The following is a 21,861-nucleotide window of genomic DNA, read 5'->3' on the forward strand; positions in this document are numbered from 1 at the left end:
ATGGGGCTTCGCCTCACCACCAAGGTTCAGGTTAGCGGCTGGCGTTTTCTGCTGCGCCGGCTCGAACACGCCATCGTGCGCCGGGACACCCGGATGTTTGACGACCCGCTGCAGTTCTACAGCCGCTCGATCGCTCTTGGCATCGTCGTCGCGGTCCTGATTCTGGCGGGTGCCGCGCTGCTGGCGTACTTCAAACCACAAGGCAAACTCGGCGGCACCAGCCTGTTCACCGACCGCGCGACCAACCAGCTTTACGTGCTGCTGTCCGGACAGTTGCATCCGGTCTACAACCTGACTTCGGCGCGGCTGGTGCTGGGCAATCCGGCCAACCCGGCCACCGTGAAGTCCTCCGAACTGAGCAAGCTGCCGATGGGCCAGACCGTTGGAATCCCCGGCGCCCCCTACGCCACGCCTGTTTCGGCGGGCAGCACCTCGATCTGGACCCTATGCGACACCGTCGCCCGAGCCGACTCCACTTCCCCGGTAGTGCAGACCGCGGTCATCGCGATGCCGTTGGAGATCGATGCTTCGATCGATCCGCTCCAGTCACACGAAGCGGTGCTGGTGTCCTACCAGGGCGAAACCTGGATCGTCACAACTAAGGGACGCCACGCCATAGATCTGACCGACCGCGCCCTCACCTCGTCGATGGGGATACCGGTGACGGCCAGGCCAACCCCGATCTCGGAGGGCATGTTCAACGCGCTGCCTGATATGGGGCCCTGGCAGCTGCCGCCGATACCGGCGGCGGGCGCGCCCAATTCGCTTGGCCTACCTGATGATCTAGTGATCGGATCGGTCTTCCAGATCCACACCGACAAGGGCCCGCAATACTATGTGGTGCTGCCCGACGGCATCGCGCAGGTCAACGCGACAACCGCTGCGGCGCTGCGCGCCACCCAGGCGCACGGGCTGGTCGCGCCACCGGCAATGGTGCCCAGTCTGGTCGTCAGAATCGCCGAACGGGTATACCCCTCACCGCTACCCGATGAACCGCTCAAGATCGTGTCCCGGCCGCAGGATCCCGCGCTGTGCTGGTCATGGCAACGCAGCGCCGGCGACCAGTCGCCGCAGTCAACGGTGCTGTCCGGCCGGCATCTGCCGATATCGCCCTCAGCGATGAACATGGGGATCAAGCAGATCCACGGGACGGCGACCGTTTACCTCGACGGCGGAAAATTCGTGGCACTGCAATCCCCCGATCCTCGATACACCGAATCGATGTACTACATCGATCCACAGGGCGTGCGTTATGGGGTGCCTAACGCGGAGACAGCCAAGTCGCTGGGCCTGAGTTCACCCCAAAACGCGCCCTGGGAGATCGTTCGTCTCCTGGTCGACGGTCCGGTGCTGTCGAAAGATGCCGCACTGCTCGAGCACGACACGCTGCCCGCTGACCCTAGCCCCCGAAAAGTTCCCGCCGGAGCCTCCGGAGCCCCCTGATGACGACCAAGAAGTTCACTCCCACCATTACCCGTGGCCCCCGGTTGACCCCGGGCGAGATCAGCCTCACGCCGCCCGATGACCTGGGCATCGACATCCCACCGTCGGGCGTCCAAAAGATCCTTCCCTACGTGATGGGTGGCGCCATGCTCGGCATGATCGCCATCATGGTGGCCGGCGGCACCAGGCAGCTGTCGCCGTACATGTTGATGATGCCGCTGATGATGATCGTGATGATGGTCGGCGGTCTGGCCGGTAGCACCGGTGGTGGCGGCAAGAAGGTGCCCGAAATCAACGCCGACCGCAAGGAGTACCTGCGGTATTTGGCAGGACTACGCACCCGAGTGACGTCCTCGGCCACCTCTCAGGTGGCGTTCTTCTCCTACCACGCACCGCATCCCGAGGATCTGTTGTCGATCGTCGGCACCCAACGGCAGTGGTCCCGGCCGGCCAACGCCGACTTCTATGCGGCCACCCGAATCGGTATCGGTGACCAGCCGGCGGTGGATCGATTATTGAAGCCGGCCGTCGGCGGGGAGTTGGCCGCCGCCAGCGCAGCACCTCAGCCGTTCCTGGAGCCGGTCAGTCATATGTGGGTGGTCAAGTTTCTACGAACCCATGGATTGATCCATGACTGCCCGAAACTGCTGCAACTCCGTACCTTTCCGACTATCGCGATCGGCGGGGACTTGGCGGGGGCAGCCGGCCTGATGACGGCGATGATCTGTCACCTAGCCGTGTTCCACCCACCGGACCTGCTGCAGATCCGGGTGCTCACCGAGGAACCCGACGACCCCGACTGGTCCTGGCTCAAATGGCTTCCGCACGTACAGCACCAGACCGAAACCGATGCGGCCGGGTCCACCCGGCTGATCTTCACGCGCCAGGAAGGTCTGTCGGACCTGGCCGCGCGCGGGCCACACGCACCCGATTCGCTTCCCGGCGGCCCCTACGTAGTCGTCGTCGACCTGACCGGCGGCAAGGCTGGATTCCCGCCCGACGGTAGGGCCGGTGTCACGGTGATCACGTTGGGCAACCATCGCGGCTCGGCCTACCGCATCAGGGTGCACGAGGATGGGACGGCTGATGACCGGCTCCCTAACCAATCGTTTCGCCAGGTGACATCGGTCACCGATCGGATGTCGCCGCAGCAAGCCAGCCGTATCGCGCGAAAGTTGGCCGGATGGTCCATCACGGGCACCATCCTCGACAAGACGTCGCGGGTCCAGAAGAAGGTGGCCACCGACTGGCACCAGCTGGTCGGTGCGCAAAGTGTCGAGGAGATAACACCTTCCCGCTGGAGGATGTACACCGACACCGACCGTGACCGGCTAAAGATCCCGTTTGGTCATGAACTAAAGACCGGCAACGTCATGTACCTGGACATCAAAGAGGGCGCGGAATTCGGCGCCGGACCGCACGGCATGCTCATCGGGACCACGGGGTCTGGGAAGTCCGAATTCCTGCGCACCCTGATCCTGTCGCTGGTGGCAATGACTCATCCAGATCAGGTGAATCTCCTGCTCACCGACTTCAAAGGTGGTTCAACCTTCCTGGGAATGGAAAAGCTTCCGCACACTGCCGCTGTCGTCACCAACATGGCCGAGGAAGCCGAGCTCGTCAGCCGGATGGGCGAGGTGTTGACCGGAGAACTCGATCGGCGCCAGTCGATCCTCCGACAGGCCGGGATGAAAGTCGGCGCGGCCGGAGCCCTGTCCGGCGTGGCCGAATACGAGAAGTACCGCGAACGCGGTGCCGACCTACCCCCGCTGCCAACGCTTTTCGTCGTCGTCGACGAGTTCGCCGAGCTGTTGCAGAGTCACCCGGACTTCATCGGGCTGTTCGACCGGATCTGCCGCGTCGGGCGGTCGCTGAGGGTCCATCTGCTGCTGGCTACCCAGTCGCTGCAGACCGGCGGTGTTCGCATCGACAAACTGGAGCCAAACCTGACATATCGAATCGCATTGCGCACCACCAGCTCTCATGAATCCAAGGCGGTAATCGGCACACCGGAGGCGCAGTACATCACCAACAAGGAGAGCGGTGTCGGGTTTCTCCGGGTCGGCATGGAAGACCCGGTCAAGTTCAGCACCTTCTACATCAGTGGGCCATACATGCCGCCGGCGGCAGGCGTCGAAACCAATGGTGAAGCCGGAGGGCCCGGTCAACAGACCACTAGACAAGCCGCGCGCATTCACAGGTTCACCGCGGCACCGGTTCTCGAGGAGGCGCCGACACCGTGACCCGCGCCGGCGACGATGCAAAGCGCAGCGATGAGGAGGAGCGGCGCCAACGGCCCGCGCCGGCGACGATGCAAAGCGCAGCGATGAGGAGGAGCGGCGCGCATGACTGCTGAACCGGAAGTACGGACGCTGCGCGAGGTTGTGCTGGACCAGCTCGGCACTGCTGAATCGCGTGCGTACAAGATGTGGCTGCCGCCGTTGACCAATCCGGTCCCGCTCAACGAGCTCATCGCCCGTGATCGGCGACAACCCCTGCGATTTGCCCTGGGGATCATGGATGAACCGCGCCGCCATCTACAGGATGTGTGGGGCGTAGACGTTTCCGGGGCCGGCGGCAACATCGGTATTGGGGGCGCACCTCAAACCGGGAAGTCGACGCTACTGCAGACGATGGTGATGTCGGCCGCCGCCACACACTCACCGCGCAACGTTCAGTTCTATTGCATCGACCTAGGTGGCGGCGGGCTGATCTATCTCGAAAACCTTCCACACGTCGGTGGGGTAGCCAATCGGTCCGAGCCCGACAAGGTCAACCGGGTGGTCGCAGAGATGCAAGCCGTCATGCGGCAACGGGAAACCACCTTCAAGGAACACCGAGTGGGCTCGATCGGGATGTACCGGCAGCTGCGTGACGATCCAAGTCAACCCGTTGCGTCCGATCCATACGGCGACGTCTTTCTGATCATCGACGGATGGCCCGGTTTTGTCGGCGAGTTCCCCGACCTTGAGGGGCAGGTTCAAGATCTGGCCGCCCAGGGGCTGGCGTTCGGCGTCCACGTCATCATCTCCACGCCACGCTGGACAGAGCTGAAGTCGCGTGTTCGCGACTACCTCGGCACCAAGATCGAGTTCCGGCTTGGTGACGTCAATGAAACCCAGATCGACCGGATTACCCGCGAGATCCCGGCGAATCGTCCGGGTCGGGCAGTGTCGATGGAAAAGCACCATCTGATGATCGGCGTGCCCAGGTTCGACGGCGTGCACAGCGCCGATAACCTGGTGGAGGCGATCACCGCGGGGGTGACGCAGATCGCTTCCCAGCACACCGAACAGGCACCTCCGGTGCGGGTCCTGCCGGAGCGTATCCACCTGCACGAACTCGACCCGAACCCGCCGGGACCAGAGTCCGACTACCGCACTCGCTGGGAGATTCCGATCGGCTTGCGCGAGACGGACCTGACGCCGGCTCACTGCCACATGCACACGAACCCGCACCTACTGATCTTCGGTGCGGCCAAATCGGGCAAGACGACCATTGCCCACGCGATCGCGCGCGCCATTTGTGCCCGAAACAGTCCCCAGCAGGTGCGGTTCATGCTCGCGGACTACCGCTCGGGCCTGCTGGACGCGGTGCCGGACACCCATCTGCTGGGCGCCGGCGCGATCAACCGCAACAGCGCGTCGCTAGACGAGGCCGTTCAAGCACTGGCGGTCAACCTGAAGAAGCGGTTGCCGCCGACCGACCTGACGACGGCGCAGCTACGCTCGCGTTCGTGGTGGAGCGGATTTGACGTCGTGCTTCTGGTCGACGATTGGCACATGATCGTGGGTGCCGCCGGGGGGATGCCGCCGATGGCACCGCTGGCCCCGTTATTGCCGGCGGCGGCAGATATCGGGTTGCACATCATTGTCACCTGTCAGATGAGCCAGGCTTACAAGGCAACCATGGACAAGTTCGTCGGCGCCGCATTCGGGTCGGGCGCTCCGACAATGTTCCTTTCGGGCGAGAAGCAGGAATTCCCATCCAGTGAGTTCAAGGTCAAGCGGCGCCCCCCTGGCCAGGCATTTCTCGTCTCGCCAGACGGCAAAGAGGTCATCCAGGCCCCCTACATCGAGCCTCCAGAAGAAGTGTTCGCAGCACCCCCAAGCGCCGGTTAAGATTATTTCATTGCCGGTGTAGCAGGACCCGAGCTCAGCCCGGTAATCGAGTTCGGGCAATGCTGACCATCGGGTTTGTTTCCGGCTATAACCGAACGGTTTGTGTACGGGATACAAATACAGGGAGGGAAGAAGTAGGCAAATGGAAAAAATGTCACATGATCCGATCGCTGCCGACATTGGCACGCAAGTGAGCGACAACGCTCTGCACGGCGTGACGGCCGGCTCGACGGCGCTGACGTCGGTGACCGGGCTGGTTCCCGCGGGGGCCGATGAGGTCTCCGCCCAAGCGGCGACGGCGTTCACATCGGAGGGCATCCAATTGCTGGCTTCCAATGCATCGGCCCAAGACCAGCTCCACCGTGCGGGCGAAGCGGTCCAGGACGTCGCCCGCACCTATTCGCAAATCGACGACGGCGCCGCCGGCGTCTTCGCCGAATAGGCCCCCAACACATCGGAGGGAGTGATCACCATGCTGTGGCACGCAATGCCACCGGAGCTAAATACCGCACGGCTGATGGCCGGCGCGGGTCCGGCTCCAATGCTTGCGGCGGCCGCGGGATGGCAGACGCTTTCGGCGGCTCTGGACGCTCAGGCCGTCGAGTTGACCGCGCGCCTGAACTCTCTGGGAGAAGCCTGGACTGGAGGTGGCAGCGACAAGGCGCTTGCGGCTGCAACGCCGATGGTGGTCTGGCTACAAACCGCGTCAACACAGGCCAAGACCCGTGCGATGCAGGCGACGGCGCAAGCCGCGGCATACACCCAGGCCATGGCCACGACGCCGTCGCTGCCGGAGATCGCCGCCAACCACATCACCCAGGCCGTCCTTACGGCCACCAACTTCTTCGGTATCAACACGATCCCGATCGCGTTGACCGAGATGGATTATTTCATCCGTATGTGGAACCAGGCAGCCCTGGCAATGGAGGTCTACCAGGCCGAGACCGCGGTTAACACGCTTTTCGAGAAGCTCGAGCCGATGGCGTCGATCCTTGATCCCGGCGCGAGCCAGAGCACGACGAACCCGATCTTCGGAATGCCCTCCCCTGGCAGCTCAACACCGGTTGGCCAGTTGCCGCCGGCGGCTACCCAGACCCTCGGCCAACTGGGTGAGATGAGCGGCCCGATGCAGCAGCTGACCCAGCCGCTGCAGCAGGTGACGTCGTTGTTCAGCCAGGTGGGCGGCACCGGCGGCGGCAACCCAGCCGACGAGGAAGCCGCGCAGATGGGCCTGCTCGGCACCAGTCCGCTGTCGAACCATCCGCTGGCTGGTGGATCAGGCCCCAGCGCGGGCGCGGGCCTGCTGCGCGCGGAGTCGCTACCTGGCGCAGGTGGGTCGTTGACCCGCACGCCGCTGATGTCTCAGCTGATCGAAAAGCCGGTTGCCCCCTCGGTGATGCCGGCGGCTGCTGCCGGATCGTCGGCGACGGGTGGCGCCGCTCCGGTGGGTGCGGGAGCGATGGGCCAGGGTGCGCAATCCGGCGGCTCCACCAGGCCGGGTCTGGTCGCGCCGGCACCGCTCGCGCAGGAGCGTGAAGAAGACGACGAGGACGACTGGGACGAAGAGGACGACTGGTGAGCTCCCGTAATGACAACAGACTTCCCGGCCACCCGGGCCGGAAGACTTGCCAACATTTTGGCGAGGAAGGTAAAGAGAGAAAGTAGTCCAGCATGGCAGAGATGAAGACCGATGCCGCTACCCTCGCGCAGGAGGCAGGTAATTTCGAGCGGATCTCCGGCGACCTGAAAACCCAGATCGACCAGGTGGAGTCGACGGCAGGTTCGTTGCAGGGCCAGTGGCGCGGCGCGGCGGGGACGGCCGCCCAGGCCGCGGTGGTGCGCTTCCAAGAAGCAGCCAATAAGCAGAAGCAGGAACTCGACGAGATCTCGACGAATATTCGTCAGGCCGGCGTCCAATACTCGAGGGCCGACGAGGAGCAGCAGCAGGCGCTGTCCTCGCAAATGGGCTTCTGACCCGCTAATACGAAAAGAAACGGAGCAAAAACATGACAGAGCAGCAGTGGAATTTCGCGGGTATCGAGGCCGCGGCAAGCGCAATCCAGGGAAATGTCACGTCCATTCATTCCCTCCTTGACGAGGGGAAGCAGTCCCTGACCAAGCTCGCAGCGGCCTGGGGCGGTAGCGGTTCGGAGGCGTACCAGGGTGTCCAGCAAAAATGGGACGCCACGGCTACCGAGCTGAACAACGCGCTGCAGAACCTGGCGCGGACGATCAGCGAAGCCGGTCAGGCAATGGCTTCGACCGAAGGCAACGTCACTGGGATGTTCGCATAGGGCAACGCCGAGTTCGCGTAGAATAGCGAAACACGGGATCGGGCGAGTTCGACCTTCCGTCGGTCTCGCCCTTTCTCGTGTTTATACGTTTGAGCGCACTCTGAGAGGTTGTCATGGCGGCCGACTACGACAAGCTCTTCCGGCCGCACGAAGGTATGGAAGCTCCGGACGATATGGCAGCGCAGCCGTTCTTCGACCCCAGTGCTTCGTTTCCGCCGGCGCCCGCATCGGCAAACCTACCGAAGCCCAACGGCCAGACTCCGCCCCCGACGTCCGACGACCTGTCGGAGCGGTTCGTGTCGGCCCCGCCGCCGCCACCCCCACCCCCACCTCCGCCTCCGCCAACTCCGATGCCGATCGCCGCAGGAGAGCCGCCCTCGCCGGAACCGGCCGCATCTAAACCACCCACACCCCCCATGCCCATCGCCGGACCCGAACCGGCCCCACCCAAACCACCCACACCCCCCATGCCCATCGCCGGACCCGAACCGGCCCCACCCAAACCACCCACACCTCCGATGCCCATCGCCGGACCTGCACCCACCCCAACCGAATCCCAGTTGGCGCCCCCCAGACCACCGACACCACAAACGCCAACCGGAGCGCCGCAGCAACCGGAATCACCGGCGCCCCACGTACCCTCGCACGGGCCACATCAACCCCGGCGCACCGCACCAGCACCGCCCTGGGCAAAGATGCCAATCGGCGAACCCCCGCCCGCTCCGTCCAGACCGTCTGCGTCCCCGGCCGAACCACCGACCCGGCCTGCCCCCCAACACTCCCGACGTGCGCGCCGGGGTCACCGCTATCGCACAGACACCGAACGAAACGTCGGGAAGGTAGCAACTGGTCCATCCATCCAGGCGCGGCTGCGGGCAGAGGAAGCATCCGGCGCGCAGCTCGCCCCCGGAACGGAGCCCTCGCCAGCGCCGTTGGGCCAACCGAGATCGTATCTGGCTCCGCCCACCCGCCCCGCGCCGACAGAACCTCCCCCCAGCCCCTCGCCGCAGCGCAACTCCGGTCGGCGTGCCGAGCGACGCGTCCACCCCGATTTAGCCGCCCAACATGCCGCGGCGCAACCTGATTCAATTACGGCCGCAACCACTGGCGGTCGTCGCCGCAAGCGTGCAGCGCCGGATCTCGACGCGACACAGAAATCCTTAAGGCCGGCGGCCAAGGGGCCGAAGGTGAAGAAGGTGAAGCCCCAGAAACCGAAGGCCACGAAGCCGCCCAAAGTGGTGTCGCAGCGCGGCTGGCGACATTGGGTGCATGCGTTGACGCGAATCAACCTGGGCCTGTCACCCGACGAGAAGTACGAGCTGGACCTGCACGCTCGAGTCCGCCGCAATCCCCGCGGGTCGTATCAGATCGCCGTCGTCGGTCTCAAAGGTGGGGCTGGCAAAACCACGCTGACAGCAGCGTTGGGGTCGACGTTGGCTCAGGTGCGGGCCGACCGGATCCTGGCTCTAGACGCGGATCCAGGCGCCGGAAACCTCGCCGATCGGGTAGGGCGACAATCGGGCGCGACCATCGCTGATGTGCTTGCAGAAAAAGAGCTGTCGCACTACAACGACATCCGCGCACACACTAGCGTCAATGCGGTCAATCTGGAAGTGCTGCCGGCACCGGAATACAGCTCGGCGCAGCGCGCGCTCAGCGACGCCGACTGGCATTTCATCGCCGATCCTGCGTCGAGGTTTTACAACCTCGTCTTGGCTGATTGTGGGGCCGGCTTCTTCGACCCGCTGACCCGCGGCGTGCTGTCCACGGTGTCCGGTGTCGTGGTCGTGGCAAGTGTCTCAATCGACGGCGCACAACAGGCGTCGGTCGCGTTGGACTGGTTGCGCAACAACGGTTACCAAGATTTGGCGAGCCGCGCATGCGTGGTCATCAATCACATCATGCCGGGAGAACCCAATGTCGCAGTTAAAGACCTGGTGCGGCATTTCGAACAGCAAGTTCAACCCGGCCGGGTCGTGGTCATGCCGTGGGACAGGCACATTGCGGCCGGAACCGAGATTTCACTCGACTTGCTCGACCCTATCTACAAGCGCAAGGTCCTCGAATTGGCCGCAGCGCTATCCGACGATTTCGAGAGGGCTGGACGTCGTTGAGCGCACCTGCTGTTGCTGCTGGTCCTACCGCCGCGGGGGCAACCGCTGCGCGGCCTGCCACCACCCGGGTGACGATCCTGACCGGCAGACGGATGACCGATTTGGTACTGCCAGCGGCGGTGCCGATGGAAACTTATATTGACGACACCGTCGCGGTGCTTTCCGAGGTGTTGGAAGACACGCCGGCTGATGTACTCGGCGGCTTCGACTTTACCGCGCAAGGCGTGTGGGCGTTCGCTCGTCCCGGATCGCCGCCGCTGAAGCTCGACCAGTCACTCGATGACGCCGGGGTGGTCGACGGGTCACTGCTGACTCTGGTGTCAGTCAGTCGCACCGAGCGCTACCGACCGTTGGTCGAGGATGTCATCGACGCGATCGCCGTGCTTGACGAGTCACCTGAGTTCGACCGCACGGCATTGAATCGCTTTGTGGGGGCGGCGATCCCGCTTTTGACCGCGCCCGTCATCGGGATGGCGATGCGGGCGTGGTGGGAAACTGGGCGTAGCTTGTGGTGGCCGTTGGCGATTGGCATCCTGGGGATCGCTGTGCTGGTAGGCAGCTTCGTCGCGAACAGGTTCTACCAGAGCGGCCACCTGGCCGAGTGCCTACTGGTCACGACGTATCTGCTGATCGCAACCGCCGCAGCGCTGGCCGTGCCGTTGCCGCGCGGGGTCAACTCGTTGGGGGCGCCACAAGTTGCCGGCGCCGCTACGGCCGTGCTGTTTTTGACCTTGATGACGCGGGGCGGCCCTCGGAAGCGTCATGAGTTGGCGTCGTTTGCCGTGATCACCGCTATCGCGGTCATCGCGGCCGCCGCTGCCTTCGGCTATGGATACCAGGACTGGGTCCCCGCGGGGGGGATCGCATTCGGGCTGTTCATTGTGACGAATGCGGCCAAGCTGACCGTCGCGGTCGCGCGGATCGCGCTGCCGCCGATTCCGGTACCCGGCGAAACCGTGGACAACGAGGAGTTGCTCGATCCCGTCGCGACCCCGGAGGCTACCAGCGAAGAAACCCCGACCTGGCAGGCCATCATCGCGTCGGTGCCCGCGTCCGCGGTCCGGCTCACCGAGCGCAGCAAACTGGCCAAGCAACTTCTGATCGGATACGTCACGTCGGGCACCCTGATTCTGGCTGCCGGTGCCATCGCGGTCGTGGTGCGCGGGCACTTCTTTGTACACAGCCTGGTGGTCGCGGGTTTGATCACGACCGTCTGCGGATTTCGCTCGCGGCTTTACGCCGAGCGCTGGTGTGCGTGGGCGTTGCTGGCGGCGACGGTCGCGATTCCGACGGGTCTGACGGCCAAACTCATCATCTGGTACCCGCACTATGCCTGGCTGTTGTTGAGCGTCTACCTCACGGTAGCCCTGGTTGCGCTCGTGGTGGTCGGGTCGATGGCTCACGTCCGGCGCGTTTCACCGGTCGTAAAACGAACTCTGGAATTGATCGACGGCGCCATGATCGCTGCCATCATTCCCATGCTGCTGTGGATCACCGGGGTGTACGACACGGTCCGCAATATCCGGTTCTGAGCCGGATCGGCTGATTGGCGGTTCCTGACAGAACATCGAGGACACGGCGCAGGTTTGCATACCTTCGGCGCCCGACAAATTGCTGCGATTGAGCGTGTGGCGCGTCCGGTAAAATTTGCTCGATGGGGAACACGTATAGGAGATCCGGCAATGGCTGAACCGTTGGCCGTCGATCCCACCGGCTTGAGCGCAGCGGCCGCGAAATTGGCCGGCCTCGTTTTTCCGCAGCCTCCGGCGCCGATCGCGGTCAGCGGAACGGATTCGGTGGTAGCAGCAATCAACGAGACCATGCCAAGCATCGAATCGCTGGTCAGTGACGGGCTGCCCGGCGTGAAAGCCGCCCTGACTCGAACAGCATCCAACATGAACGCGGCGGCGGACGTCTATGCGAAGACCGATCAGTCACTGGGAACCAGTTTGAGCCAGTATGCATTCGGCTCGTCGGGCGAAGGCCTGGCTGGCGTCGCCTCGGTCGGTGGTCAGCCAAGTCAGGCTACCCAGCTGCTGAGCACACCCGTGTCACAGGTCACGACCCAGCTCGGCGAGACGGCCGCTGAGCTGGCACCCCGTGTTGTTGCGACGGTGCCGCAACTCGTTCAGCTGGCTCCGCACGCCGTTCAGATGTCGCAAAACGCATCCCCCATCGCTCAGACGATCAGTCAAACCGCCCAACAGGCCGCCCAGAGCGCGCAGGGCGGCAGCGGCCCAATGCCCGCACAGCTTGCCAGCGCTGAAAAACCGGCCACCGAGCAAGCGGAGCCGGTCCACGAAGTGACAAACGACGATCAGGGCGACCAGGGCGACGTGCAGCCGGCCGAGGTCGTTGCCGCGGCACGTGACGAAGGCGCCGGCGCATCACCGGGCCAGCAGCCCGGCGGGGGCGTTCCCGCGCAAGCCATGGATACCGGAGCCGGTGCCCGCCCAGCGGCGAGTCCGCTGGCGGCCCCCGTCGATCCGTCGACTCCGGCACCCTCAACAACCACAACGTTGTAGACCGGGCCTGCCAGCGGCTCCGTCTCGCACGCAGCGCCTGTTGCTGTCCTGGCCTCGTCAGCATGCGGCGGCCAGGGCCCGGTCGAGCAACCCGGTGACGTATTGCCAGTACAGCCAGTCCGCGACGGCCACACGCTGGACGGCCGCGTCAGTCGCAGTGTGCGCTTGGTGCAGGGCAATCTCCTGTGAGTGGGCAGCGTAGGCCCGGAACGCCCGCAGATGAGCGGCCTCGCGGCCGGTAGCGGTGCTGGTCATGGGCTTCATCAGCTCGAACCACAGCATGTGCCGCTCATCGCCCGGTGGATTGACATCCACCGGCGCCGGCGGCAACAAGTCGAGCAAACGCTGATCGGTAGTGTCGGCCAGCTGAGCCGCCGCCGAGGGGTCGACGACCTCCAGCCGCGACCGGCCCGTCATTTTGCCGCTCTCCGGAATGTCATCTGGCTCCAGCACAATCTTGGCCACACCGGGATCCGAACTGGCCAACTGCTCCGCGGTACCGATCACCGCCCGCAGCGTCATGTCGTGGAAAGCCGCCCAGGCTTGCACGGCCAAAACCGGGTAGGTGGCACAGCGTGCAATTTCGTCAACCGGGATTGCGTGATCCGCGCTGGCCAAGTACACCTTATTCGGCAATTCCATCCCGTCGGGTATGTAGGCCAGCCCATAGCTGTTGGCCACGACGATGGAACCGTCGGTGGTCACCGCGGTGATCCAGAAGAACCCGTAGTCGCCCGCGTTGTTGTCGGACGCGTTGAGCGCCGCCGCGATGCGTCGCGCCAACCGCAGCGCATCACCGCGGCCACGCTGGCGGGCGCTGGCAGCTGCAGTGGCGGCGTCGCGTGCCGCCCGAGCCGCCGACACCGGGATCATCGACACCGGCGTACCGTCATCTGCAGACTCGCTGCGATCGGGTTTGTCGATGTGATCGGTCGACGGCGGGCGGGCAGGAGGTGCCGTCCGCGCCGAGGCCGCCCGCGTGCTCGGTGCCGCCGCCTTGTCCGAGGTAGCCACCGGCGCCCGCCCAGTGGCAGCATGCGACCCCGCGCCCGAGGCCGCGGCCGTACCCACGCTCGAACGCGCGCCCGCTCCCACGGCGGTACCGCTCGGCGCGGCGGCCGCCGCCCGTGCGCCCGGGACACCGGACGCCGCAGCCGGCGTCACCGACGCGGCGGATTCGTCCGCATGGGCAGGCCCCGACTGCGTCCCCCCGCCCGCATGCTGGCCCGGCACACCAGGTTGCTCCGCCAACGCCGCGGGTTTGACGTGCGGCGCCGGCTCGCCCCCTGGGGTGCCCGGTGTTGCTGGACCAGACGGACCGGGAGTGGCCGGTGTAACCGGCTGGGGCCCAGGCGATGGCGCCGGTGCCGGAGCCGGCTGCGGGTGTGGAGCGGGAGCTGGGGTAACGGGCGTGGCCGGGGTTGCCGGTGTGGCCGGGGCGACCGGGGGGGTGACCGGCGTGATCGGGGTTGGCTCGCCTGGTGTGCCCGGTTTGACCGGGGTCACCGGGGTGACCGGCTTGCCCGGGGTCACCGGCGTGACGGGAGTGCCGGGCGTTGGTGTGATCGGAGTTACCGGCGCTCCCGGGATGGGTGTGATTGGGGTTCCCGGGGTGATCGGGGTTCCCGGGGTGATCGGGGTTCCCGGTGTGCCCGGTGTGCCCGGGGATGGCACGACCAGGGTAGGCACGTCTGGGGGTGGCGGCGACTTCTGCTGAAGCAAATCCTCGAGTGCGTTCTTCGGAGGTTTCCAATTCTTGGATTCCAGCACCCGCTCAGCGGTCTCGGCGACCAGACTGACATTGGCCCCATGCGTCGCCGTGACCAATGAATTGATGGCGGTATGGCGCTCATCAGCATCCAGGCTAGGGTCATTCTCCAGGATATCGATCTCCCGTTGAGCGCCATCCACATTATTGCCGATATCGGATTTAGCTTGCTCAATCAACCCGGCAATATGCCTGTGCCAGGTAATCACCGTGGCGAGATAATCCTGCAGCGTCATCAATTGATTGATGTTTGCACCCAGGGCGCCGTTGGCAGCATTGGCGGCGCCGCCGGACCATAGGCCGCCTTCGAAGACGTGGCCTTTCTGCTGGCGGCAGGTGTCCAATACATCGGTGACCCTTTGCAAAACCTGGCTATATTCCTGGGCCCGGTCATAGAAAGTGTCTTCATCGGCTTCCACCCAGCCGCCCGGATCCAGCATCTGTCTGGCATAGCTGCCCGTCGGCCTGGTAATACTCATCCCCTACTGCCCTCCCCAAACCGCCAGATCGCCTCGCGGATCACCGTCCGGTTGGCCTCCGGCATTTCACGCCGGCTCGGCCGCTGGATCCACCCCGCGCCGGTATTCGCAGTAACCCGTTGAATCCGCGCGCATGATGCACCGCTTGGGCGATCAGCCGGGTGGTCACCTCGCTTGCGCTGGCCGCGCTGTCGCACGGGGCGCTCGGTGGTAACGGACGTCATAATTAACCAGCGTAACCGAACCTAAGACCAGCTAGCTGCGGCAATATTGGCGACCAGGACTATGGCGCCCTCCGAACCCGGCCGATCCATGTCAAAACATTGACAATGCGTACTCACGCCGTGTCGGGCGCGCTGAATGACCGCATTGCGGCGCTCATTCGGTGCGTAGTCGCTACCACCGCAACAATGGGCTTAGGCCATTCCTTCGTTCATCGCGCGGGACATGGCCGATAACGCAGCGGTCAGCTGCTCGCCCGCCGCGTCGTTATACGCGGACGCCGCGGCCTGCGCATTGTGCAGCGCCTCGTTGACCCGCTGAGCCACCGCCTCGGCACCCAGCTTCTTCAGCAAACCATCTTCGATGCGCAGGCCGGTGAGCCACTGGTGCCCATTGATCGTCACTTCGACGGTCTCGGCTTCGTCGGTGGCGCGGAAGGATCCGTTGTTCATCTGATTGAGCGTCCCGTCTAGGGCCGACTGAAACCGCGCCGCCAGCGTCAACGCCCGGGCGACATGCGGGTCCAATTCGTCCATGCTCACTTCGACTCCTTACTGTCCTGGCGCCGACGGTTACCAATGACGGCCTCGGTCCATGCCCGATCCTCGGTGTAGAGCGCCTCGTCTTCCTGCTGAGAACCCTTGGACTTGGCGCCCCCTTGTCCCTGATGCGCGGCACCCATCGGCATTCCCATGCCACCGCCGCCCAGCGCGGCGCCGCCGCCGGCCCTTCCCTGGCCTAAGCCGGCAATGTCACCAGCGCCAGCGGGCCGCACCGATTCGGCGCCCCCGATCGCGGATCCCAACGGCGCCGACGGCACCCCGCCGCCTCCACCGCCACCGAGCGATGCCGCTTTGACCGCCACGTCGCCCGACAGCGCTGCGGCTTCCCGCCCAGCCGACGTCAGCTGCGCCGCCGTGTCAGCCGGGAGGCCACCACCCGGCGATCCGGTAGGCGGAACCATCGGTGCGGCTGGCATCCCGGTACCGGGAGTCACACCGGAGCCGTCAGACGGCGGCATCAGGAAGCCAGGGATCAATCCCTGCTCTTGCGGAGGCGGGGGCGGGTCGATCTTGATGGCGGGGGGAGGCTTCGGCGGGTTTACCGGTTCCAGGGCTGCCTTGTTGTTGTATTCGGTCAGCACCTTCTCCGACCTCTGCTGATACTCCGCGTACACCGGGAGAATTTGGTCGCGGGCCGAAGGGTTTTCCGCGTAAAGCCGTTCGAGCCCGACTATGTCTTCATAAGTCGGATGTTCCCGCCTAGCCCACACGTGCAGCTGCGCGACATATTGAGCCTGCTTGGCCATCGCAGCGCTCAATTTGGCCATGTGGAGTATCCATTGCCGTTGTTGATCGAGCGAAGCCTCGCAAGCGGTAGCCGCATCGCCTTCCCAGTTGTCAAACCCCCGGAACCGCTTGACGTCGCCTTGCAGCGTCAGGTTGAAAGTGTTCCACCCATCCGCAAAGTGCGCGAGCGATGCGCCTTGGTCGCCCGTTTCGAGCTTCCTTGCCGCTTCTTTGAGATCCATGAAGTTGGGTTCACCGGCCGTGGCCACCCTCGGCGTATCGGTTAGTTCGGCCGAACTGTCCCCTCCGACGGCCCCGGCCGATTCTGCCTGCACAGTTCCTTCGCCGTCGTTGTCCAGCGCGGTCGCAGCCTCCTCATCAACCTCGCCATACGCCTTGGCCGCGTTGCGCAGCGAGGTCGCCAGACGCTGCCGCTCTTTGGCACCGGCCGCCAGGTATTCCCGCATGTTGTCGGCGGACAATACCAGCTGTTGGGCGGCGTTTTTAGCCGCCGTGAGTTCGCACGGTGTGATGGGGACATCAGTCGGTGGGTCCGCCATCGGGGCCTCCACCTCGTTGGCCCTGTTCAAAATCTCTTGCTGATCCACCGTCACGGTCTGCGACTGCGTCATATCGGATCATCCTCCTTAGTGCTATAGCCATTATCGTCGCTAAACTGAAAGGTTCCTGCACTAATTTGATGCCGCCCGTTCATGCCGGCATCGCGAACGGATCGCCCTACTTCGGCAGCGCCATCTGGTAGCGGCTTTCCTCGGGTGGGGAAACCCGGCGAATCGGCAGCTGCCGATGCCGCGGGGTACCGATCACATTGTGCCGCAGAATCACCCGGTCAATACCGGGATGCGGGCCGAGATAGGTCGTCGCATTCGGCCACGCCACCTTTACCTCCTGCCCGATGTGTGCGCCGATCAACCGGGCAAATTCCTCGAACTGTGGCCCGACTGTGACCATCGCACCTGCCGCCGCCGCACGCACCACGAACTGGGTGAATGTCTGAGCGTCACCCAGGTTGAGGGCGATGTCGACATCGTCGAAGGGCATGTAGACCGGGCATCGGTTCACCGTCTCGCCGACCAGTACCCCAGCTGACCCGATCGGCAGCTGGCAGTGGCGGTTGGCCACCAGATGCTGGCCTTGCAGCGCGGGCCGCTGCCCGCCAAATAGGCGGGCGAAGCCCCTGGGTGTCTTGGGCTTGTCCGCCGTGGTCAGCAACACCGTGGACTGCGGGGCCATCCCCGGCGCGACCCGGACTCTGGTGATGGTGTGGTCCGCGCGCGCCGACCACCATACATCCGGACCTCCGGGCGCCGCGTAGGCGGCAGTGTAGGCATCGCGCCCCTTGATCATCGACCATTTCTCCCGCACAAAGCCGATGTCGGTGGCGTGGTCGTAGTCATCGAAGCTGCGGCCACACACCGCGTCGACACCATGGCTAGCCAGTCGATCGGCAATGCGCGTCGCGGACGCCACCAAATACCGGGCCAGTCCTGCGACGCCTTCATCGCGGCGCTGCGCCGATTTGCGGGTGCGTTCCGGGTCGGCGCGCAGCACGATCCAGGTCCGGCGGTTCGCCGGCGCCGGGTCTGTCCCGATCACCTGCTGATACAGACTCACCACGTCCGGCGCTGCGGTATTGCCGACGCGGTAGCCGGCTGAGACGATATCGGCCTCCAAGTCGGGACAGTGCACCGACAGGAGCTCCTCCACCAGTCCGGTGTCCAGCATGTCGTCGGTGTGGGCTTGCCCGTCGACGATGACCGTCGGCGTGAATGGTCGGGGAATGAGCTCGATTACGGCGACCAGAAACTCGCCTTGCCAGCGCACCGCAACGTGATCTCCTGGCTTCACGGTGGCCCCGACCACAGGTTCTGACGAGGAATCCGGGGGCCGTCGGCGCCGCCGCAACCACGCGTACACCGCCGCCACCCAGCCGGTGATCCGGCGGCCGTAGAAAGTGACCGTGGCCACGATGACGCCCAACGAGGCCAGCGCAATCCCCGCCCACCAGTAGCGCGTCTCCAAGAATGCGATGATGCATGGCGGGGCCAACGCGGAGGCAAGCAAGGCGTGCCCGGTGCTGAACCGCAGCCCTAAAGGATTTCTCATCGGCGGCTCAGCGCCCGTCTAGCCAGCGCGCCCAGGCCCAGGGCCAACGTAAGGCCGACGGCCACCAACGCCACAGCCGTAATCGGGCGACGATCGGGACCCGGCTCCACCACCGGGGGTGGAAGTCGTCTGACGTTGTATGGCGCCGAAGCAGGGCCGGGCGGAATGTCCCACGTCAGCGCGGCCACCGCATCGATGACGCCGGCGCCGACCAGGTCGTCGACCCCGCCCCCGGGGTGTCTCGCGGTGGCGGTGATCCGGTGGATGATCTGCGCCGGCGTCAGGTCGGGGAACCGCTGCCGAAGCAGGGCCGCCAGACCCGACACATATGCCGCGGCAAACGAGGTGCCGGCGATGGGTACCGGCCCCTCCCGGCCTTGCAGCGCATTCACCGGTTCACCGGTGTCGCCGAGCGCGACGATGTTTTCTGCGGGCGCGGCCACGTCCACCCACGGTCCGTGCATCGAGAACGAGCTGGGCATCCCGGTCTGGCCGATACCGCCGACGCTTAACACCAGCGGTGCGTACCACGCCGGGGTGACAACGGTCTGCACATTGTTCCAGCCGCGTGGGTCGCCGGGTGTGGACGGGTCCGGCGCCGGATTCTGTACGCAATCGCCACCGGTGTTGCCGGCCGCGACCACCACCACCACGCCTTTGACGTTGACCGCATAGTCGATGGATGCACCCAGTGAGGTTTCATCGATCGGCCTGCTCACCTTGTAGCAGGCGGCTTCACTGATGTTGATCACACCCACGCCGAGGTTGGCGGCGTGCACCACGGCGCGGGCAAGACTGCGGATGGAACCGGCGGCCGGGGTGGCGTTGGGGTCATTCGGGTTGGCTTGTGAGCCGACCGGTTCGAAGGCCTCAGACGTCTGACGTAGCGAGAGCAGTCGAGCGTCGGGCGCGACGCCGACGAACCCGTCGGTGGGCGCGGGCCGGCCCGCGATGATGGATGCTGTGAGAGTCCCATGGGCATCACAGTCAGACAGGCCGTTACCGGCCTGGTCGACGAAATCGCCGCCAGGTTCCGCCGGGACCCGTGGCGAAGCGTCGACACCGGTGTCGATCACCGCCACCGTCACCCCGGCCCCGGTCGCGAACTTGTGGGCATCGGCCACGCCCAGATACGTGTTGCTCCACGGCGGATCGTGGAACCCGGACCCCGGCAGCGTGGTGGGCGACGCGCACAAAACGCGCTGTTCGGTAGGCTGATCCGGGCCCGTCACGTCGGGCGGCAACGCGCCCGGATCGATCGGCGGTGGCGTGATGGCCGATGCGGGCGACGCGGTGAGCAACGCCAGCGCCACCGTGATCAGAAAGATACGGTGCACTCCCAGAACACTCCATTCGTTGAGATTCATTGCGATTCATTGAGCTGCGTTGCTACCTTGGGCCACTTGACGGACCTGTGTGCATTTTAGACGTAACGGCTGGGCAAACAACGCTGTCACGCCTGGGCTGGTCCGCCGCGCCGACCAGGGCGCGTAGGCGCTGTACCTGGACCACGCCGGGACTCAACGGTTTTGCTACCGCACTAGCCGATATGCGGCTGCTACCAAACGATCGCGGCCATGTCTCGGTTGTCTGAGCACACGCTGCGTATCGCGGCATCGATGTCGGTGGCGGTGATGATCTGCAGATCCTGAACCGATACCGGTTGGCCCGCACGTTTTTGCGCAACCACCCGGGTGTCCCGGAACCCTTCGGCGCGTTCGATCACGTTGCGGGCGAACCGACCGTTTTGCATAGCGTCGATACCGTGCTGCCCACTAGGGGTGGTGTAGTTACGGATGGTGGTGACCGCGTCGAGGAATACCTCCCGTGCGGCGTCATCGAGCTGGCTGGCGCGCGGTGTAGCGTAGCGGTGTCCAATCTCGACGATCTCCACCGGCGAATAAGACTCGAACCGCAGCTTTCGGTTGAACCGGCCAGCCAAACCCGGGTTCACGGTGAGGAATTCATCCACCTGATCCTCATAGCCGGCCCCGATGAAACAGAAGTCGAATCGGTGTGTTTCCAATTGAACCAGGAGTTGATTGACCGCCTCCATGCCGATCATGTCCGGTGTTCCGTCTTGATGACGTTCGATCAGCGAGTAGAACTCGTCCATGAAAATGATTCGCCCGAGTGACTTTTCGATCAGCTCGTTCGTCTTGGGTCCTGACTCCCCGATGTAGTGCCCACAGAAGTCCGATCGGCGAACTTCTCGAATTTCGGGGTGACGCACGATCCCCATGCCGGCGTAGATCTTGCCGAGCGCTTCAGCGGTGGTTGTCTTACCTGTGCCTGGTGGCCCCACCAGCAACATGTGGTTGGTCTGCCCCTCCACCGGTAGGCCGTGCTCTAGGCGCATCATGCGCACCTCGAGTTGGTCTTCCAGCGCCGATACCGCTTGCTTGACCGCCGCCAGGCCCACCTGTTTGGCCAGCAGTTCCCGGCCCTCGGCTAGCAGCTCGCCGCGCCGCTGCGCTGCATTGTCGTCATCGAGCTGGTCGCGGCTTTTCGCCGTCGAAGCATCCCAACGGTCGGAGCGGCTGGCGATGGTTCGTTCATCGGTAACAATCAAGCGCAGGTTCGGGTCCGCCAGGGCTTCTTTGGCGGCGTCGGTGAGCACCCCGTTGATGGTGGCCTTCGACAGCCAGATCTGGGCCTTGTCCTCCTCATGCAGTTGCCGGTACACCATCCCCCGCACATACGCCAAGTCGGCGACCAGCAGCGGAATATCGGCCGGTCCGATCGCCGCGGTGAGCACGTCGGCGCCGAACCGCTCCGATGACCTGCTGTGTCCGATCACGTCCACCCGGTCCAGCCAGTCCAGGGCCACTCGCCCCTGCCCGAGATGGGCGGCGGCGTGGGCTGCCAGCGCACAAATCGACGCGGTCACCGCCGGCATGACGATCGCCTGTGGCGGCAGATCCTCGGCGGCCGTCGACAACACGTCGGGCCATCGCTGCGTGACGTACATCAGGAACGCCCGAGCCAGCTGATGCCACTGGTAGTTGCGCCACGAATCCAATAGCTCGCGGTTTGCTAACAGGGCATCGGCCTTCGCATACTCCCCCGCGATCGTCAACGCCGACGACAGCGCCAGCCCCACCTGAGATGCGTCGGTCACCGTGATCCCGATGGATGGTCCCAGCTGGACCTCAGCGGCCAACGTCCGGCCGATCCGCGTGGTCTCGCGGTGCAGCCACTCGCTATGGGCGTTGAGCTGCTTAAGCGAGGCCAGATCGCGGTCACCGCAGGCGATACGACCCAGCCACGCGTCGGCCATCGACGGATCGGCCTCGGTGGCAGCCACAAACTCAGGCAACGCCGCCACGCATCCCTGGCCATTCTTGATCGTCATCGCCCGATCGAAATGCCGGCGCGCAGTGAGTAAATCACCCATCGTGTCCACCATTCTCGACATCGCCGCCGCTGTCACCGCGGTTGCAACGTGTGTCTGTCACTCTGTGCCTCAAATTCCGTTG

Annotated in this window: 16 protein-coding genes and 5 other annotated features; of the genes, 10 read left to right on the forward strand and 6 right to left on the reverse strand. The window is 64.9% G+C overall.

Annotated features, from left to right (window positions below):
- From eccB1 to espJ, 10 genes are all read left to right on the forward strand, one after another.
- Nucleotides 1–1,443, forward strand: coding sequence for an ESX-1 secretion system protein EccB (eccB1, locus tag Rv3869; RefSeq protein NP_218386.1), 1,443 nt, complete (start codon nucleotides 1–3; stop codon nucleotides 1,441–1,443).
- Nucleotides 1,443–3,686, forward strand: a complete 2,244-nt coding sequence (gene eccCa1, locus Rv3870) for an ESX-1 secretion system protein EccCa (RefSeq protein ID NP_218387.1) — start codon at nucleotides 1,443–1,445, stop codon at nucleotides 3,684–3,686. Before eccB1 ends, eccCa1 begins: the two co-directional genes overlap by 1 nt.
- Nucleotides 3,683–3,735: a repeat region (53 bp Mycobacterial Interspersed Repetitive Unit,Class II), on the forward strand. It overlaps the preceding gene by 4 nt.
- Nucleotides 3,736–3,788, forward strand: a repeat region (53 bp Mycobacterial Interspersed Repetitive Unit,Class II).
- Nucleotides 3,789–5,564, forward strand: coding sequence for an ESX-1 secretion system protein EccCb (gene eccCb1, locus Rv3871; RefSeq protein NP_218388.1), 1,776 nt, complete (start codon nucleotides 3,789–3,791; stop codon nucleotides 5,562–5,564).
- Nucleotides 5,565–5,706: 142 nt separating this feature from the next.
- Entirely contained in the window at nucleotides 5,707–6,006 is a 300-nt protein-coding gene (gene PE35 / locus Rv3872; RefSeq protein ID YP_178021.1) for a PE family protein PE35, read from the forward strand.
- A gap of 30 nt (nucleotides 6,007–6,036) precedes the next feature.
- Complete coding sequence (gene PPE68 / locus Rv3873; protein ID YP_178022.1) at nucleotides 6,037–7,143, forward strand: PPE family protein PPE68; 1,107 nt, start codon at nucleotides 6,037–6,039, stop codon at nucleotides 7,141–7,143.
- A 92-nt stretch (nucleotides 7,144–7,235) separates the two neighbouring features.
- A complete protein-coding gene (gene esxB, locus Rv3874) occupies nucleotides 7,236–7,538 on the forward strand; it encodes an ESAT-6-like protein EsxB (RefSeq protein ID NP_218391.1) in 303 nt (100 codons plus the stop codon).
- Nucleotides 7,539–7,570: 32 nt separating this feature from the next.
- The gene (gene esxA, locus Rv3875; RefSeq protein YP_178023.1) at nucleotides 7,571–7,858 is read left to right on the forward strand and encodes an ESAT-6 protein EsxA; all 288 of its coding nucleotides are present in this window, start codon (nucleotides 7,571–7,573) and stop codon (nucleotides 7,856–7,858) included.
- A 113-nt stretch (nucleotides 7,859–7,971) separates the two neighbouring features.
- Nucleotides 7,972–9,972 carry an ESX-1 secretion-associated protein EspI gene (espI, locus tag Rv3876; RefSeq protein NP_218393.1) on the forward strand — a complete coding sequence of 667 codons (2,001 nt, stop codon included), beginning with the start codon at nucleotides 7,972–7,974 and terminating at the stop codon, nucleotides 9,970–9,972.
- Nucleotides 8,242–8,292 (forward strand) — a repeat region (51 bp imperfect direct repeat 1,GAACCGGCCGCATCTAAACCACCCACACCCCCCATGCCCATCGCCGGACCC). It overlaps the preceding gene by 51 nt.
- Nucleotides 8,293–8,343: a repeat region (51 bp imperfect direct repeat 2,GAACCGGCCCCACCCAAACCACCCACACCCCCCATGCCCATCGCCGGACCC), on the forward strand.
- Nucleotides 8,344–8,394, forward strand: a repeat region (51 bp imperfect direct repeat 3,GAACCGGCCCCACCCAAACCACCCACACCTCCGATGCCCATCGCCGGACCT).
- Nucleotides 9,969–11,504, forward strand: coding sequence for an ESX-1 secretion system protein EccD1 (gene eccD1 / locus Rv3877; protein NP_218394.1), 1,536 nt, complete (start codon nucleotides 9,969–9,971; stop codon nucleotides 11,502–11,504). Before espI ends, eccD1 begins: the two co-directional genes overlap by 4 nt.
- A gap of 150 nt (nucleotides 11,505–11,654) precedes the next feature.
- Entirely contained in the window at nucleotides 11,655–12,497 is an 843-nt protein-coding gene (gene espJ, locus Rv3878; RefSeq protein ID NP_218395.1) for an ESX-1 secretion-associated protein EspJ, read from the forward strand.
- 57 nt (nucleotides 12,498–12,554) lie between these two features.
- Here espJ and espK read toward each other — a convergent pair whose 3' ends face one another.
- The 6 genes from espK to eccA2 form a co-directional block, all read right to left on the reverse strand.
- On the reverse strand, nucleotides 12,555–14,744 hold the full coding sequence (espK, locus tag Rv3879c; RefSeq protein ID NP_218396.1) for an ESX-1 secretion-associated protein EspK: 2,190 nt from the start codon (nucleotides 14,742–14,744) through the stop codon (nucleotides 12,555–12,557).
- Nucleotides 14,745–15,160: 416 nt separating this feature from the next.
- Nucleotides 15,161–15,508 carry an ESX-1 secretion-associated protein EspL gene (gene espL / locus Rv3880c; protein ID NP_218397.1) on the reverse strand — a complete coding sequence of 116 codons (348 nt, stop codon included), beginning with the start codon at nucleotides 15,506–15,508 and terminating at the stop codon, nucleotides 15,161–15,163.
- Nucleotides 15,505–16,887, reverse strand: coding sequence for an ESX-1 secretion-associated protein EspB (espB, locus tag Rv3881c; RefSeq protein NP_218398.1), 1,383 nt, complete (start codon nucleotides 16,885–16,887; stop codon nucleotides 15,505–15,507). The genes espL and espB overlap by 4 nt, the downstream gene beginning before the upstream one ends.
- Nucleotides 16,888–16,993: 106 nt before the next feature.
- Nucleotides 16,994–18,382: an ESX-1 secretion system protein EccE1 gene (gene eccE1, locus Rv3882c; RefSeq protein NP_218399.1), complete on the reverse strand. Its 1,389-nt coding sequence runs from the start codon at nucleotides 18,380–18,382 to the stop codon at nucleotides 16,994–16,996.
- On the reverse strand, nucleotides 18,379–19,719 hold the full coding sequence (gene mycP1 / locus Rv3883c) for a membrane-anchored mycosin (protein ID NP_218400.1): 1,341 nt from the start codon (nucleotides 19,717–19,719) through the stop codon (nucleotides 18,379–18,381). Before mycP1 ends, eccE1 begins: the two co-directional genes overlap by 4 nt.
- A gap of 221 nt (nucleotides 19,720–19,940) precedes the next feature.
- Nucleotides 19,941–21,800, reverse strand: a complete 1,860-nt coding sequence (gene eccA2, locus Rv3884c) for an ESX-2 secretion system protein EccA (protein NP_218401.1) — start codon at nucleotides 21,798–21,800, stop codon at nucleotides 19,941–19,943.
- Nucleotides 21,801–21,861 lie beyond the last annotated feature (61 nt).

Source organism: Mycobacterium tuberculosis H37Rv (genome assembly GCF_000195955.2).
GTDB lineage: Bacteria > Actinomycetota > Actinomycetes > Mycobacteriales > Mycobacteriaceae > Mycobacterium > Mycobacterium tuberculosis.

Bases quoted from the DNA above. Each gene is read 5' to 3' on its own strand.
- eccB1 (NP_218386.1), top strand. From the start codon at position 1: ATGGGGCTTCGCCTCACCACCAAGGTTCAGGTTAGCGGCTGGCGTTTT.
- eccCa1 (NP_218387.1), top strand. From the start codon at position 1,443: ATGACGACCAAGAAGTTCACTCCCACCATTACCCGTGGCCCCCGGTTG.
- eccCb1 (NP_218388.1), top strand. From the start codon at position 3,789: ATGACTGCTGAACCGGAAGTACGGACGCTGCGCGAGGTTGTGCTGGAC.
- PE35 (YP_178021.1), top strand. From the start codon at position 5,707: ATGGAAAAAATGTCACATGATCCGATCGCTGCCGACATTGGCACGCAA.
- PPE68 (YP_178022.1), top strand. From the start codon at position 6,037: ATGCTGTGGCACGCAATGCCACCGGAGCTAAATACCGCACGGCTGATG.
- esxB (NP_218391.1), top strand. From the start codon at position 7,236: ATGGCAGAGATGAAGACCGATGCCGCTACCCTCGCGCAGGAGGCAGGT.
- esxA (YP_178023.1), top strand. From the start codon at position 7,571: ATGACAGAGCAGCAGTGGAATTTCGCGGGTATCGAGGCCGCGGCAAGC.
- espI (NP_218393.1), top strand. From the start codon at position 7,972: ATGGCGGCCGACTACGACAAGCTCTTCCGGCCGCACGAAGGTATGGAA.
- espJ (NP_218395.1), top strand. From the start codon at position 11,655: ATGGCTGAACCGTTGGCCGTCGATCCCACCGGCTTGAGCGCAGCGGCC.
- espK (NP_218396.1), bottom strand. From the start codon at position 14,744: ATGAGTATTACCAGGCCGACGGGCAGCTATGCCAGACAGATGCTGGAT.
- espB (NP_218398.1), bottom strand. From the start codon at position 16,887: ATGACGCAGTCGCAGACCGTGACGGTGGATCAGCAAGAGATTTTGAAC.
- eccE1 (NP_218399.1), bottom strand. From the start codon at position 18,382: ATGAGAAATCCTTTAGGGCTGCGGTTCAGCACCGGGCACGCCTTGCTT.
- eccA2 (NP_218401.1), bottom strand. From the start codon at position 21,800: ATGTCGAGAATGGTGGACACGATGGGTGATTTACTCACTGCGCGCCGG.